Here is a 13,650-nt window from a genome sequence, read left to right as displayed (position 1 = left end):
CGCCCTTTCCTTTTGTGCGCTCCTCTGCTGATATTGAGGCAACAGGAAGAACTGCACAAATTATGGGCAATCTGGCGATCAGAGCCGCTACTGCGGCCGACCTCGACCGAATCACCGAAATCTATGCGGACGCGGTCACGCACGGCACCGCAAGCTACGAACTGGAGCCGCCCAGCCGCGCCGAAATGGGCGATCGATTCGACAGTTTGGCACGAGGCGGCTTTCCCTATCTTGTGGCTGAAAGGGAGGGCGTCGTGCTCGGCTACGCCTATGCCGGACCGTTCCGGCCCCGGCCCGCCTATCGCTTCACCGTCGAGGACTCGGTCTATGTGGCGCCCGAGGCCAAGGGCCAGGGCATCGGCCGCCTGCTGATGCTGGCGCTCATCGAGGCGGCGCGCCTGGCCGGCTTTCGCCAGATCGTCGCGGTCATCGGCGACGGCCATGCCGACAGCGCCTCGGTGCGCCTGCACGAGAGGCTCGGCTTTCGTCACGCCGGGCGCCTGGAAGGCTCGGGCTACAAGCATGGGCGCTGGCTGGACACCGTGTTCATGCAGCTGCCGCTCAACGGCGGCGCGGAAGTGCCGCCGGATCCGGAGTCACTGCCGGAGCGGAGATTTCGCGGCAAATTGGATAGTTAAGCTTCGACCAGCTTCAGCTTGGGATCGAAGACGCCGAGCACGCGGCCGAGTTCCTGGCCGCGCTTGAGGATGCGCCCGCCGGCGGCGATGACGGCGAAGGCGCCCTGTCGGCGCGCCAGTTTCGGGTCCTTGACGATCTGGAACAGCGGCACTTCGCTGGCGCGGCGGAAGACCGAAAAGACAGCGCGATCGGAAAGATGGTCGATCGCATAGTCGCGCCATTCATTGGCCGCCACCATGCGTCCGTAAAGCCTTAGGATCTGGTCGAGCTCGCGCCGGTCGAAGCGCACCGGCTGGTCGAGGCGTGCGCTGCGCGCCTCATGCAGCGGGATCAGTATTCCGGATGCTTCCCCATCCTCCGCCCCGCTGCTGTGATCGGTCATGCCGCGATCCTTCGATTGAATCTTGCGCCGGCCAAGGTTCGCGCTTTCGCGGCCGAATTGCAAGGGCCGGCGAAGCAGGCTTGCGGTCCGCCGTTTCCGAAAGGTCCAGTCACGTTTGCAAAACGCGTGTTGGAATTGGTGATGCTCTGCCACATTGTCGCCACAAATTATCCGCGCTCATGCCCCAATGTCCGACGAGTTTACCCGCGTTGCCTGAGACGGTTCGGTCCGGCACCGGCTCGTAAACCCCAAGCCCCCCGCCCACGGGTCAGCGTCGGATCGAACCAACCTCGGTTTTTCCTTGGAAAAATCAGGTGCGACGATCCCAAAACCTGAATAACCGGCGTCAGAAGCAAGCTGACGCCGGTTTTTTCATGCCTGTCCGCTCTGGCCCGCCGGCCCCTGTGTCGCGGCCAGGCGGGCGTCATCACAATGCACGATCAGGGAATGAGAGCTGGAACCGCTGCGCTGGATGAGCGACCAGTCCTAAGGAGCGCATACAGGATCTCATCGCGCCAGATGCCGCCGACACGCAGATGATCACGCAGTAGGCCTTCGCGCCCGAATCCGAGTTTCTCGACCAATTTGCGCGACGGGGTGTTGTTGGGATCGATGAACGCCTGCATACGGTGCAGGCCGAGATCGTCGAAACAGAAGTCGAGCATCGCCGAGACAGCCTCGGTGGCCATGCCCCGGCTCTGATATGCGGGGTTGATGAAATAGCCGATGGCCGCACGCTTGTTGCGGATGTGGCCATCGTGATAGCTGACGAGGCCGAGGCAGCGGTCAGTCTCAATGTCGGCGACCGCCCAGTGCCGATGGTAGGACGGGGTGCAGGCGACATATCTGAGCACGGTGCGCTTGGTCTCGGTCCGCTTGGTGTGGACTGGTGCGTTCCAAAACCGCATCGCCTCCGGGTCGGCAAAGCATTCGTGCATCGCATCCGTGTCCTCAGCCCTGAACTGACGCAGGCGCAGCCGCGTCGTCAGGAGAATCGGGTGCGGCTCGGGTCGCTTTGCCATGGATGCTCTGCTTCGTGGGCCCCGGCCGGCTTTCGTCGGCGATCAGGTTTTGTCAGCGGAGCCGTCAGAGCCGGTCAGGCTTGCGGATGAGCGCGGCGCCGAGAATCGGTCCCGGGACGCCGTCCTTGCCGACGGACTGCAGCAGCACGGCACAGCCGCCCTTCTTCGCAATCTCCGTCATCGGCAGCTCGTAACGCTGCGCCTTGCCGTTCCACATGCCGGCGATCTGGATGTCGGAAACGGCGTTCCAATAGGTCATGTTGCGGCCGCTGTTTTCGCCCTGGCCGATCTTCACCATCTGCGGCGGATCGAAATAGACGATCACCACATGGGCGTCGGTCGGCCCATTGCCGGCATCGCCGGCGTCAATCATGACCCGATCGCTGGTGCGGCTCACCTTGATGCCGACCCGCATGCCCTCGCCGGTCCTGTCCATGCGGGCCAGCGCGCCGTCTATCTCCTTGCGGTTGGCGCCGTTGACATGGCTGCGGCCGTTGATGACGGCTTGCGGGGTATAGACCGAACGGCTGCCAAAGGCGCGCATATAGTCATACTGCCGCTCGGTGTTCTCTTTGTTGCTCAGCGTGTCCTGCCAGCCCAGATAGTCCCAGTAATTGACGTGATATGCGAGCGCGACGACATTTTCCTTCGCCGCCAGCTCGGCGAAGAATTCATCGGCCGGCGGACAGGAGCTGCAGCCCTGGCTGGTGAACAACTCGACGACGCCCAAAGGCTTTTCAGTCTGCGGCTTGCCGGTCGCGACTTTCTCAAGCTCGGCTGCTGAGGCCACGCGGCTCAACGCCGTGAGGACCAGCGCAACTGCCGTAAGCCGCAATGGTCCTCGCAATGCCATGACCGTTCCAATTCCCGCCGGTCACGCCGGCCTTGTTCTGGTTGCTAAAATATGTGGCAGAACGGACAGTCAACGGGAAGTCACGTTGCGGTGAAATTTTGTCGCCGCGACCGTAGGTAAGGCGGCGACAGGAGGGGCCACTGCATTCTTCGACCCGGTTCGATTTCGGGACCGCATCGCCGCGAAGCGGTAAGTTTGCTGCTGCCGGAGGATTTCTATTGCGCGCCAATCGGACTTGGACTTTGAGCTGGGCTGAGAATGCTTGGCCTGCCGCAGTTTAACTAGGACGTCAGTAGGCACCAGGCAGTGGGAAAATCTCCCCCTGCCTATGCCTACCGCCTATTCCCTGTCGCTACGCAGCCAAATCGCGCAGCACGTATTGCAGGATGCCGCCGTTCTTGAAGTAGTCGAGTTCGTCCAGCGTATCGATGCGGCAGATGATCGGCACGTTCTTCAGCGTGCCGTCGCCATAGGTGACCTTGGCCGTCATCTTCTGGCGCGGCTTGATGGCATCCAGGCCGTCGATCTCGACCAGCTCGTCACCCTTGAGGTTGAGGGAAGCCCATGAGGTGCCGTCCTCGAAGACAAAGGGGATGACCCCCATGCCGACCAGGTTCGAGCGGTGGATGCGCTCGAAGGACTGGGCGATGACGGCGCGGACACCAAGGAGGTTGGTTCCCTTGGCCGCCCAGTCGCGCGAGGAGCCGTTGCCATATTCGACGCCGGCGAAGATGACCAGCGGCACGCCTTCCTTCTTGTATTCCATGGCGGCATCGTAGATCGACATCTCCTCCTTCGAGGGATAGTGGATCGTGTAGCCGCCTTCGCGGCCGTTCTCGCCCAGCATGTGGTTGCGGATGCGGATGTTGGCGAAGGTGCCGCGCATCATCACCTCATGGTTGCCGCGCCGCGTGCCGTACTGGTTAAAGTCGGCGACGCCGACGCCGTGCTCGGTGAGGTACTTGCCTGCCGGCGAAGCCGCCTTGATCGAGCCGGCCGGCGAGATGTGGTCGGTGGTGATCTTGTCGCCGAAGAGACCAAGCACGCGCGCGCCCTTGATGTCGCCGACCTTGCCGAAGGCGCGGCCCATGCCGGCGAAATAAGGCGGGTTCTGCACATAGGTCGAATGATCGTCCCAGGCATAGGTCTGGCCTTCCGGCGCCTTCACCTTCTGCCAATATTCGTCGCCCTTGAAGACGTCGGCATATTTGCGGGCGAAAAGCTCGCGCGTGACGTTCTTCTCGATGAACTCCTGGATCTCGGCCGAGGTCGGCCAGATCTCCTTGAGATAGACCGGCTTGCCGTCGCTGCCCTCGCCGAGCGGCTCGGTGGTGAGGTCCTTGGTGACGGTGCCGGCCAGCGCATGCGCCACCACCAGCGGCGGCGAGGCGAGATAGTTCGCCTGGACGTCCGGAGAAACGCGGCCTTCGAAGTTGCGGTTGCCGGACAACACCGCGGCAGCGATCAAGCCTTTGTCGTTGATGGTCTTGGAGATCGGCGCCGGCAGCGGGCCGGAATTGCCGATGCAGGTGGTGCAGCCGAAGCCGACCAGGTTGAAGCCGATCTGGTCGAGTTCCTTCTGCAGGCCGGATTTCTCGAGATATTCGGCGACCACCTGGCTTCCCGGCGCCAGCGAGGTCTTCACCCACGGCTTCTGCTTCAGGCCGCGCCGGTTGGCGTTGCGGGCCAACAGGCCGGCGCCGATCAAGACGCTCGGGTTGGAGGTGTTGGTGCACGAAGTGATGGCGGCGATCACGACGTCGCCATGGCCGAGATCGTGAGCGGTGCCTTCGACGGCGTAACGCTTCGAGATCTCGACGGCCTTTTTATACTCGGTCTCCATCGCCTTGGCGAAGCCGGCGGGAATATCCTGCAGCGCGACGCGGCCTTCCGGGCGCTTCGGGCCGGCCATCGACGGCACGACGTCGCCGAGATCGAGCTCGAGCAGATCGGTGAAGACCGGATCGGCCGAGCCGGCGTCGCGCCACATGCCCTGCGCCTTGGAATAGGCCTCGACCAGCGCGATGCGGCTTTCCTCGCGGCCGGACATCGTCAGATAGCGGATGGTCTCGCTATCGACCGGGAAGAAGCCGCAGGTGGCGCCATATTCCGGCGCCATGTTGCCGATGGTGGCGCGGTCGGCCAGCGTCATATTGGAGAGGCCTGGGCCGAAGAACTCGACGAACTTGCCGACGACGCCCTTCTTGCGCAGCATCTGGGTGACGGTGAGCACCAGGTCGGTGGCGGTGACGCCTTCCTTGAGCTTGCCGGTGAGGCGGAAGCCGATCACTTCCGGCAGAAGCATGGAGACCGGCTGGCCAAGCATCGCGGCCTCGGCCTCGATGCCGCCGACGCCCCAGCCGAGCACGCCCAGGCCGTTGATCATGGTGGTGTGCGAATCGGTGCCGACGCAGGTGTCGGGATAGGCTGTGGTCTCGCCCTCTTCCGCGTTGGTCCACACGACCTGTCCCAGATATTCGAGATTGACCTGGTGGCAGATGCCGGTACCAGGCGGCACGACGCGGAAGTTGCGGAAGGCCTGCTGGCCCCATTTCAGGAACTTGTAGCGCTCCTCGTTGCGCTCATATTCGAGCTCGACATTGCGGGCGAAGGCCATCGGCGTGCCGAATTCGTCGACGATGACTGAGTGGTCGATGACGAGATCCACCGGCACCAGCGGGTTGATCTTCTCCGGATCGCCTCCGAGCGCCCTGATACCGTCGCGCATGGCCGCGAGATCAACAACGGCCGGAACGCCGGTGAAATCCTGCATCAGCACGCGGGCCGGGCGGTAGGCGATCTCGACACCGGCAGTGCCCTTGTCGGTGAGCCATGCTGCGACCGCCTGGATGCTTTCCTTGGTGACCGAGCGGCCGTCTTCGTTGCGCAGCAGGTTCTCCAGCAGCACCTTCATCGAATAGGGCAGCTGGGCAATGCCGCCAAGGCCGTTTTTCTCCGCCTCTGCGAGGTCGAAATAGACATAGTCCGCGCCACCCACGGTCAGGGTGCGGCGGCAGTTGAAACTATCGAGGGATTTCGTCACGGCGATCCGTCCTTGTCTGTTCAGCCTGAAAGGGAACGGACGCCGTTGGCATGCAATCACGCGCAAAGGTGCGGGTACGGCCATTTCCGCTGTCCGCTCCCGAGCAACCCGAGCCGTTGAAGGCGGCGCGTGCGCTGGTTCGGCGCTAATTCTGTTCCCGCGCCGACCGCTGGCACGGATGAACCGCATATAGAGAATTTTCTGGAATAGTTCTAGACAGTCGAAAAGCAAATTTGTGCGATGCGGCGGCGGCCGCGAAACGGTGCTTTCGGGACGGGCAAGGATGCGGCTGATCGCCGAAAATCTGGGCGGCGAGCGCGGCGACGAGACGGTTTTTTCCGGCATCGAATTCGCCCTCGACAGGGGCGAGGCACTCGTCGTCACCGGGCCGAACGGCGCCGGCAAATCGACCCTTTTGCGGGTCATCGCCGGCTTGCTGCCGCCGGCCGAAGGCAAGGTGAAGGTCGAGGGCGGCGGCGACGAGTTTCCATCGGTCGCTTCGGCCTCGCACTATCTCGGCCATCTCAATGCGATGAAGACCGCCCTCAGCGTCGAAGAAAACCTGGGCTTCTGGCGCGCCTTCCAGGGCGAGGCTGGTTTGAGCGTGGGGCAGTCGCTGGAGACGGTCGGATTGGACGGGCTCGGGCACCTGCCGTTCGGCTACCTTTCGACCGGGCAAAGGCGGCGCGCGTCGATCGCGAAGCTCCTGGTCAGCCGCCGGCCGGTCTGGCTGCTCGACGAACCGACCGCAGGGCTGGATAAGGCTTCGGAGGAACGATTCGCGGGATTGATGAGAGGGCATTGCCGAGAGGGAGGCATCATCGTGGCGGCCACGCATTTGCCGCTCGGGCTCGAGGGAGCCAAGACGTTGAGGATGGGTGACTGATGTCGGCGCGAGGCACCCCTGGGCGAAGGCATACCAAGTCATGCTAGCCCTCTTCCTCCGCGATGTCCGCCTCTCCATCCGCGCCGGCGGCGGCGCGCTGATCGGCGTCATCTTCTTCCTGGCGGTGATTGCCACAATCCCGTTCGGCGTCGGGCCCGACCTCAACCTGTTGTCGCGCATCGGTCCGGCGATCCTGTGGATCGCTGCCCTGCTCGCCTGCCTGCTTGGGCTCGACCGCCTCTTCCAGGCCGATCGGGAGGACGGCTCGCTCGATCTTCTGGTGCTCAACAGCGACCGTCACATGCTGGCGTTGACGGTGCTGACCAAGTGTCTGGCGCATTGGGCGGGCAGCGTGCTGCCGCTGGTGATGGCGGCACCTTTGCTCGGCCTGTTCATGAACATGGAGCCGCTCGGTATCGGCGCGACGGCATTTACGCTTCTTGTCGGCACGCCGGCCATAACCTTCATCGGCGCCGCCGGAGCGGCTGTGGCTGTGGCGCTGCCGCGCGGCGGGCTTTTGATCTCCGTGCTGGTGCTGCCGCTCACCATTCCGGTGCTGATCTTCGGCGTCTCGGCGAGCTATGGCGCGGTGGCCGATCCCGCGCCGTTCCTGCAGCCCTTCCTCATTCTTGCCGCGCTGACGCTGTTTCTTGCCGTGGTCGGGCCGCTGGCCTCGGCGCTGGCGTTGCGGCACGGGACGGATTGAGGCGCTGGGGCGTTTCTCAACTGCGGCGCCGCGCCTGATTGCGCGGCATGTGACGCAGAGTTAAGGGAAGGCATGGTCGAACGGATTGGCAGGGCAGGCGCGGAAGGTGCGCAGATGGAGCGGCTGGTATGAGCGCGCATGCTCTCTATGTCGCCGCCGCCTATGCCATCAGCGTGATCGTGCTCGTCGGGCTGATCGGCTGGATCCTGCTCGACCAGCGGGCGCGCAAGCGTGAGCTCGCGGCGCTCGACGCGGCCGGCGTGCGGCGGCGCTCCGACAAGGCCGGGACGGCGAAGCCGTGAGCGCCGAAACCGGAGCCCCGGCGTCGCCCCGTCGCCGCCTGTTCGTGCTGCTTCCGCTGCTGGTTTTCCTGGGCTTGGCGGGGTTGTTCCTGTCGCAGCTTTTGTCCGGCCGCGACGAGTCTGAAATTCCCTCGGCCCTGATCGGCCTGCCGGCGCCGCAGACGAACCTCCCGCCGCTCGAAGGCTCGAACCTGCCAGGGCTGGACTCGAAATCCTTCGCCGGCAAGGTGACGCTGGTCAACGTCTTCGCATCATGGTGCGCGCCGTGCCGGGAAGAGCATCCGGTGCTTTTGGCGCTGTCGCAGGACAAGCGGTTCACGCTTGCCGCGCTGAACTACAAGGACGAGCCGGCAAACGCCCGTCGCTTCCTCGGCGATCTCGGCAATCCCTACCAGGCGATCGGCGTCGATCCGGCCGGGCGCGCGGCGATCGACTGGGGTGTCTACGGCGTGCCGGAGACCTTCGTCATCGGCAAGGACGGCAAGATTGCCTACAAGCATGTCGGGCCGCTGACGCCGGAATCGGCGAGAGATTTGCTGTTGCCGCAGATCGAGAAGGCCCTGGCGGCTTCGGGTTAGGCGGCCCCTTGCGTCGTCATTCCAGTGCGAAGCAAGGCGCGAAGCGACGCGGCGCATAGGCCGGCTCGACCGGCCTCGGACTCAACCGTAGATCTGCTTGTGGATCTGGTAGAGCATCTCGGAGCGGTCGGCACGCAGATCGGCGAGATCGCGGCTCGACAGGTTCTCGATTTCTGCGACGAGACGATTGTAGTGGCGGCGCTTGGCGAGGTTGGTGCGAGCGCGGGTGACGAGGTTGTCGAAGATCATGATGAGGTTCCTTCTGAGTTATTCCTCCCTGATCGATGGCGAGAATGACATAGGAATGGTGCATTGCAAAAGAAAGATGTTGCAATGCACCATTGCAAGCAGCGCATAGCCGGTTAATGGCGTCTTAGCCCCTCCACGCGTCAACATGCCGTGAGAGGCATCCGCGATCTTGCCTTCTCCGCTCTGTGCTGGCTTGATCGCGCGTCTTTTGATTGCCGGGAGGGAAAGCATGACGGCCGCTGACTATGAACTTCTCGATCCGCGTTTCTCGCGGCTGTTCAACGCCAATGAGCGGGTTGAGAAGCTGTTCACCGGGTGCCGGTGGGCGGAAGGCCCGGCCTGGTTCGCCGCCGGCCGCTACCTCGTCTGGTCCGACATCCCCAACAACCGCATGCTGCGCTACGACGAGACCGATGGCAGCGTCAGCGTCTTCCGCCAGCCGTCCGGCAATTCCAACGGCAACACCGTCGACCGGCAGGGCCAGCTGATCACCTGCGAGCATTCGGGCCGCCGCGTCAGCCGCACCGAGCATGACGGTTCGGTCACCACCATCGCCGACAAATGGCGCGGCAAGCGGCTCAACTCGCCCAACGACGTCGTCGTCCGTTCCGACGGCTCGATCTGGTTCACCGATCCCGCCTACGGCATCGACAGCGATTATGAAGGCGACCACGCCGAGAGCGAGGTCGGCGCCTGCAATGTCTACCGCGTCGACCCCGGCACGGGCGAGATCGATGCCGTCATCACCGACATGGTCAGGCCCAATGGGCTCGCCTTCTCGCTCGATGAAAGCCTGCTCTATGTCGCCGACACGGGCCGCACCCATGGCGCCAAGAACCCCGCGCATATCCGCGTCTTCAATGTCGGCAAGGCCGGCAAGAAGGTCTCGGGCGGCAAGGTCTTCGCCGACTGCACGGCCGGCCTGTTCGACGGCTTCCGGCTCGACGAAAGCGGGCGCATCTGGACGAGCGCCGCCGACGGCATCCATTGCTACGATCCGGACGGCACGCTGATCGGCAAGATCAAAGTGCCGGAAGTCGTCGCCAATTGCGTCTTCGGCGGCGCCAAGCGCAACCGCCTCTACATCTGCGGCACCACCTCGCTCTATGTGGTCTGGCTGATGGTGAATGGGGCGAAGACCTATTGACCGGCAACGGCGTCAGCGGGGGCGGATAAAGCCGGCGAAATCCTGAAGTGCTTTGCGCATCGCCTGTCGGTTCGACGGCTCAGCCAGGATTTCTTCCACCTCCGGCGGCTTCTTGCCGAGCAGCGCGATCTCGAGCGCGGCCTTTTCGTAGAGCGCGAAGGACATCGTGCGCATGATCTCGGCAAGGGCGGCGCGGGCAAAGAGCGACCGCGGCGAGGCGTGCACCAGCATCGCCGGCTTGCCGACGGCGGCATCGCGCGACACCAGCCAGTCGAGCGCATTCTTCATGCCGCCCGGCACGCCATGGGCGTATTCGGGACAGGAGACGACGACGCCATCGGCGTGGCTGACGGCCTCAATCAGGTATCTTGCCTCACACGGCGTGCGCTCGCCCTCTTCATCCGGGTTGAAGATCGGCAAGCGGCCGAGACCGTCATAGACGGTGACGCGGCAATCCGCGGGCACGTTGGCGGCAAGCGCCGCGACAAGGGCCGAATTGGTCGAGGCGGCGCGCAGGCTGCCGGATATGGCGAGGAGGTTCAGCAAGGGTGACGGGGGCGGTTCGGACGAATCGTGCCCGGGAGCCTACCACATGGTCTGCCGGTAATCGTCGTCCAGTTCGCGGTCGATCTCGCCGGCGCTCTCTGTAAGCGCCAGCTGGTCGCGGATGATCTGGCCGAGCGTCGGCAGGCTCGCGCGGTCATACCAGGTCTCCGGCTCCCACAGCTCGGAGCGCATAAAGGCCTTGGCGCAGTGCATGTAAGCGGCCTTGACCGTCACCACGATGACGCTCAGCGGCTCCTTGCCGTCGACGGCCAGGCGGGCGCGCAGTCCGGCGTCGATGGTTATGTGGGCTTCGCCGTTGACGCGCAGCGTCTCGTTCATGCCGGGAATGAGGAAGAGCAGCCCTACCGACGGGTAACGAACGATGTTTTCCAGCGTGTCCAGCCGGTTGTTGCCTGGACGGTCAGGGATGGCGATGGTGGAACTGTCGAGGATGGCGGTGAAGCCGGGCTTGTCGCCCTTCGGGGTCACGTCGGCATTGCCGGCGCCGTCGGAGGAGCCGATCAGCACGAATGGGCTCTTGCCGATGAAGGAACGGCAGTGGCCATCGAGCGCCTTGAGTTCCTTGCGGATCGACCCGTCGGTCGGCCGCGGCGTCTTGTAGATCGTCCTCAGCTCATCGCGCGTGGTGAGGAATTCCATGCCGCCCCTCCCCGGAACCTGCTCTATTTACTCGCCTGCTCTTCCTTGGTTTTTTCCTCCAGCGAGTGGCGCATGATCAGCGGCATCTGGCTGAAGGTGAAGAGAAGCGTGATCGGCATGATGCCCCAGACCTTGAAGGTAACCCAGGCATCGGTTGAAAAATTCCGCCACACGACTTCATTGACGAGGGCCAGGAAGAGGAAGAACAGGCCCCAGCGGAAGGTGAGCTTGCGCCAGCCTTCGGCATCGAGGCTGAAAGCCGAGTCGAAGACATAGCCAAGCAGCGACTTGCCGAAGAAAAGGCCGCCGAGCAGCACGCCGCCGAACAGCGTGTTGACGATGGTCGGCTTCATCTTGATGAAGACGTCGTCCTGCAGATAGAGCGTCAGCGCGCCGAAGATAAGGACGACGACGCCCGACACCAGCGGCATGATCGGCAAGGTGCGGGTGAGCAGCCACGAGGCGATCAGCGCCAACGCGGTGGCGGCCATGAACAGGCCGGTGGCGACGAAGATCGGGCCGCCGAGCTCGGCCAAGGCCGGAAATTTCTGCGCCAGCCATTCGCCGCGCGCATTGGCGAAGAAGAAGACCAGCAGCGGCCCGAGCTCGAGCACCAGCTTGAGCGGCGGGTTGATGCCCTCCTTCTTCTGTTTCTGCGGGTCGGACGGGTCGCGTTCGAGGATGTTCATGAAAGTCCTTGTTGTCCCGAAAGTCGGCGCTTTTGGGATCGTTCAAGCAACGCCGGCGATCGCCCTGGCGAATTCGCTGGCCGAGAAGGGTTCGAGGTCGTCGACCTGCTCGCCGACGCCGATAAAATAGACCGGCAATCTATGCTTGGCGGCGATCGCCACCAGAATACCGCCGCGCGCCGTGCCGTCCAGCTTGGTCATCACCAGGCCGTTGACGCCGGCGACGTTGCGGAAGATCTCGACTTGGCTGAGCGCATTCTGGCCGGTGGTGGCGTCCACGGTCTGCAGCACGGTGTGCGGCGCCTCCGGATCGAGCTTGCCCAGCACGCGCACGATCTTTTCCAGCTCCGCCATCAGCTCGGTCTTGTTCTGCAGGCGGCCGGCCGTGTCGATGATCAGCACGTCGGAGCCTGCCTCCTTCGCCTTCTCGAAGGCATCGTAGGCGAGGCCGGCGGCGTCGGCGCCAAGCTTGGTGGCGATGACCGGCGACTTCGTGCGTTCGCCCCAGATCTTCAGCTGCTCGATGGCGGCCGCGCGGAACGTGTCGCCGGCCGCCAGCATGACCGAAAGCCCGCCTTCGGTCAGCTTGGCCGCCAGCTTGCCGATGGTCGTGGTCTTGCCGGTGCCGTTGACGCCGACGACCAGGATGACATGCGGCTTGTGGCTGAGATCGAGCTCGAGCGGCTTGGCGACCGGGGTCAGGACTTTTTCGACTTCCGCCGCCATCACGGCGCGGACCTCCGAGTCGGAAACGTCCTTGCCGTATCGGCTTGAGGCGAGAGAATCGGTGACGCGCAGCGCCGTCTCGACGCCAAGATCGGCGCGGATCAGCACATCCTCCAGATCCTGCAGCGTGTCTTCGTCCAGCTTGCGCTTGGTGAAGACGCCGGCGATGTTGCCGGTGAGCTCGCGCGAGGAACGGGCAAGCCCGTCGCGCATGCGCTGGAACCAGGAGCGCCGCGGCGCCGGCTCCGGTGCCTTCTGCGGCTCGGCCTTCTGCTCGACCTTTTTGGCGACCGTCACCTTGCCGGCAGAGGGGGTCGGCGGCGGCGCGGGGACGGCTTCCGGCTCGGGCGCGATCTCGGCAAGGATCCGCCCCGGCTCGACCGGCGCAGCCTGGCGAATGGGAGGCAGGGCTTCCGCCGGCGGAGCCGGCTCCGGTGGCGGCAAATCCTCCGCAGGCTGACGCTGCGCCTCACCCTCATCCTCTCCCCGTGAAGAACGGGGAGAAGGGGGCGTCGGCGTTGGCGCTTCTTCCTTCTCCCCGTCACTATACGGGGCAGGCGGATGGGGCGCGGCGCCGACCTCTAAAGATGGCTCGATAGAAGGTGCCTCGCCCGGTGGAACTTCGATCGGCGCTGGCGCCTCGGCCGGGACTTCGTTGGGCGTCGTCGGCACTTCGACGGGCCCCGGCACCGGCTGCGGCTCCGGACGCGAAGGCTCGATCTCCGGCTCGGCCGGCGCGGGTGCAGGCACCTCCTGCGGTGCCGGCGCGGGCACCGGCTCAGGTGCAGGTCCGGGCGGAGCGGGCACTTCCTCGGGTGCAGGCGGCTGCGGCTGCTCCGGGGCGGGCCGCGGCTCTTCTTCCGGCTGGGGCTGCGGCAGCGGCTCCGGCTCGGATGGAACAACCGGCTCCGGTGCCGGCGGGATGACGGGTTCCGGCGCCGGCGGAATGTCCGGTGCGGGTTCGGGCTTCGGCTCCTCGGGAACCGGTTGTGGCGCAGGTCCTGCCTCCCCCTCGATGGGGGAGGTCCCGAGCGCAGCTCGAGGGTGATTGGCGCCGGCGTCGGCGCTGCGGGACGCAGGCTCCTGCTCGGTTTCCGGTTTCAGCGCCTCGAGCGCGTCCCATTTGATCGGCGGCAGGAGCGCGGTCTCGTCGACGCGCTCCTCGACGACTTCCTTCTTGCCGAACGAAAATATCTTCTTGAAGAAACCAGCCATACGTCTT

15 protein-coding genes are annotated in these 13,650 nt (G+C 64.6%); 6 read left to right on the top strand and 9 right to left on the bottom strand.

What is annotated here, in order from left to right:
- Positions 1 to 59: 59 nt before the first annotated feature.
- Positions 60 to 638 carry an N-acetyltransferase family protein gene (locus tag A9K71_RS06040; RefSeq protein WP_348626978.1) on the top strand — a complete coding sequence of 193 codons (579 nt, stop codon included), beginning with the start codon at positions 60 to 62 and terminating at the stop codon, positions 636 to 638.
- Here A9K71_RS06040 and A9K71_RS06035 read toward each other — a convergent pair.
- The 4 genes from A9K71_RS06035 to acnA form a co-directional block, all read right to left on the bottom strand.
- Positions 635 to 1,021, bottom strand: coding sequence for a DUF2794 domain-containing protein (locus A9K71_RS06035; RefSeq protein ID WP_066991927.1), 387 nt, complete (start codon positions 1,019 to 1,021; stop codon positions 635 to 637). The two genes, A9K71_RS06040 and A9K71_RS06035, sit on opposite strands and share 4 nt — an antisense overlap.
- A 440-nt stretch (positions 1,022 to 1,461) precedes the next feature.
- Positions 1,462 to 2,043, bottom strand: a complete 582-nt coding sequence (locus A9K71_RS06030) for a GNAT family protein (protein WP_066991766.1) — start codon at positions 2,041 to 2,043, stop codon at positions 1,462 to 1,464.
- Between the two features lie 64 nt (positions 2,044 to 2,107).
- Entirely contained in the window at positions 2,108 to 2,896 is a 789-nt protein-coding gene (locus A9K71_RS06025) for a thioredoxin family protein (RefSeq protein WP_066991763.1), read from the bottom strand.
- A gap of 352 nt (positions 2,897 to 3,248) precedes the next feature.
- Positions 3,249 to 5,939 carry an aconitate hydratase AcnA gene (acnA, locus tag A9K71_RS06020; protein WP_066991761.1) on the bottom strand — a complete coding sequence of 897 codons (2,691 nt, stop codon included), beginning with the start codon at positions 5,937 to 5,939 and terminating at the stop codon, positions 3,249 to 3,251.
- Positions 5,940 to 6,222: 283 nt separating this feature from the next.
- On the opposite strand from acnA, the gene ccmA reads away from it, so the two are divergent.
- From ccmA to A9K71_RS06000, 4 genes are all read left to right on the top strand, one after another.
- Positions 6,223 to 6,825: a heme ABC exporter ATP-binding protein CcmA gene (ccmA, locus tag A9K71_RS06015; RefSeq protein WP_066991924.1), complete on the top strand. Its 603-nt coding sequence runs from the start codon at positions 6,223 to 6,225 to the stop codon at positions 6,823 to 6,825.
- 40 nt (positions 6,826 to 6,865) lie between these two features.
- Complete coding sequence (gene ccmB, locus A9K71_RS06010) at positions 6,866 to 7,531, top strand: heme exporter protein CcmB (protein ID WP_066991758.1); 666 nt, start codon at positions 6,866 to 6,868, stop codon at positions 7,529 to 7,531.
- Between the two features lie 128 nt (positions 7,532 to 7,659).
- Positions 7,660 to 7,833, top strand: a complete 174-nt coding sequence (ccmD, locus tag A9K71_RS06005; RefSeq protein WP_066991755.1) for a heme exporter protein CcmD — start codon at positions 7,660 to 7,662, stop codon at positions 7,831 to 7,833.
- A complete protein-coding gene (locus tag A9K71_RS06000) occupies positions 7,830 to 8,411 on the top strand; it encodes a DsbE family thiol:disulfide interchange protein (RefSeq protein WP_066991752.1) in 582 nt (193 codons plus the stop codon). Before ccmD ends, A9K71_RS06000 begins: the two co-directional genes overlap by 4 nt.
- Before the next feature lie 81 nt (positions 8,412 to 8,492).
- On the opposite strand, the gene A9K71_RS29930 is transcribed toward A9K71_RS06000, so the two are convergent.
- Positions 8,493 to 8,660 (bottom strand): hypothetical protein, encoded by a 168-nt coding sequence (locus A9K71_RS29930; RefSeq protein ID WP_082953829.1) that lies wholly within the window; start codon positions 8,658 to 8,660, stop codon positions 8,493 to 8,495.
- A gap of 229 nt (positions 8,661 to 8,889) precedes the next feature.
- Between A9K71_RS29930 and A9K71_RS05990 the strand changes: the two genes are divergently transcribed.
- On the top strand, positions 8,890 to 9,807 hold the full coding sequence (locus A9K71_RS05990) for an SMP-30/gluconolactonase/LRE family protein (protein WP_066991747.1): 918 nt from the start codon (positions 8,890 to 8,892) through the stop codon (positions 9,805 to 9,807).
- A gap of 12 nt (positions 9,808 to 9,819) precedes the next feature.
- Here the strand turns inward: A9K71_RS05990 and A9K71_RS05985 are convergent, their stop codons facing one another.
- From A9K71_RS05985 to ftsY, 4 genes are read right to left on the bottom strand one after another with little or no spacing between them, the layout of a single operon-like run.
- Complete coding sequence (locus tag A9K71_RS05985; protein ID WP_066991745.1) at positions 9,820 to 10,353, bottom strand: NADPH-dependent FMN reductase; 534 nt, start codon at positions 10,351 to 10,353, stop codon at positions 9,820 to 9,822.
- Positions 10,354 to 10,392: 39 nt separating this feature from the next.
- On the bottom strand, positions 10,393 to 11,013 hold the full coding sequence (locus A9K71_RS05980) for a pyridoxamine 5'-phosphate oxidase family protein (RefSeq protein WP_066991742.1): 621 nt from the start codon (positions 11,011 to 11,013) through the stop codon (positions 10,393 to 10,395).
- Between the two features lie 23 nt (positions 11,014 to 11,036).
- Entirely contained in the window at positions 11,037 to 11,702 is a 666-nt protein-coding gene (locus A9K71_RS05975; protein ID WP_066991739.1) for a septation protein A, read from the bottom strand.
- A 42-nt stretch (positions 11,703 to 11,744) separates the two neighbouring features.
- Positions 11,745 to 13,643 carry a signal recognition particle-docking protein FtsY gene (gene ftsY / locus A9K71_RS05970; RefSeq protein ID WP_066991736.1) on the bottom strand — a complete coding sequence of 633 codons (1,899 nt, stop codon included), beginning with the start codon at positions 13,641 to 13,643 and terminating at the stop codon, positions 11,745 to 11,747.
- Positions 13,644 to 13,650 lie beyond the last annotated feature (7 nt).

The sequence above is a fragment of the Mesorhizobium sp. WSM3873 genome, from assembly GCF_001672445.1.
In the GTDB taxonomy this organism is placed as follows: domain Bacteria; phylum Pseudomonadota; class Alphaproteobacteria; order Rhizobiales; family Rhizobiaceae; genus Mesorhizobium.
Note: the sequence above shows the minus strand (reverse complement) of the source record. Positions and strands in the feature narration are given on the sequence as shown.

Coding starts and splice junctions, on each gene's coding strand:
- A9K71_RS06025 (WP_066991763.1), bottom strand. CDS start 2,896: ATGGCATTGCGAGGACCATTGCGGCTTACGGCAGTTGCGCTGGTCCTC.
- ccmD (WP_066991755.1), top strand. CDS start 7,660: ATGAGCGCGCATGCTCTCTATGTCGCCGCCGCCTATGCCATCAGCGTG.
- ccmA (WP_066991924.1), top strand. CDS start 6,223: ATGCGGCTGATCGCCGAAAATCTGGGCGGCGAGCGCGGCGACGAGACG.
- A9K71_RS06035 (WP_066991927.1), bottom strand. CDS start 1,021: ATGACCGATCACAGCAGCGGGGCGGAGGATGGGGAAGCATCCGGAATA.
- A9K71_RS05980 (WP_066991742.1), bottom strand. CDS start 11,013: ATGGAATTCCTCACCACGCGCGATGAGCTGAGGACGATCTACAAGACG.
- ftsY (WP_066991736.1), bottom strand. CDS start 13,643: ATGGCTGGTTTCTTCAAGAAGATATTTTCGTTCGGCAAGAAGGAAGTC.
- A9K71_RS05975 (WP_066991739.1), bottom strand. CDS start 11,702: ATGAACATCCTCGAACGCGACCCGTCCGACCCGCAGAAACAGAAGAAG.
- A9K71_RS29930 (WP_082953829.1), bottom strand. CDS start 8,660: ATGATCTTCGACAACCTCGTCACCCGCGCTCGCACCAACCTCGCCAAG.
- A9K71_RS06030 (WP_066991766.1), bottom strand. CDS start 2,043: ATGGCAAAGCGACCCGAGCCGCACCCGATTCTCCTGACGACGCGGCTG.
- ccmB (WP_066991758.1), top strand. CDS start 6,866: ATGCTAGCCCTCTTCCTCCGCGATGTCCGCCTCTCCATCCGCGCCGGC.
- A9K71_RS05990 (WP_066991747.1), top strand. CDS start 8,890: ATGACGGCCGCTGACTATGAACTTCTCGATCCGCGTTTCTCGCGGCTG.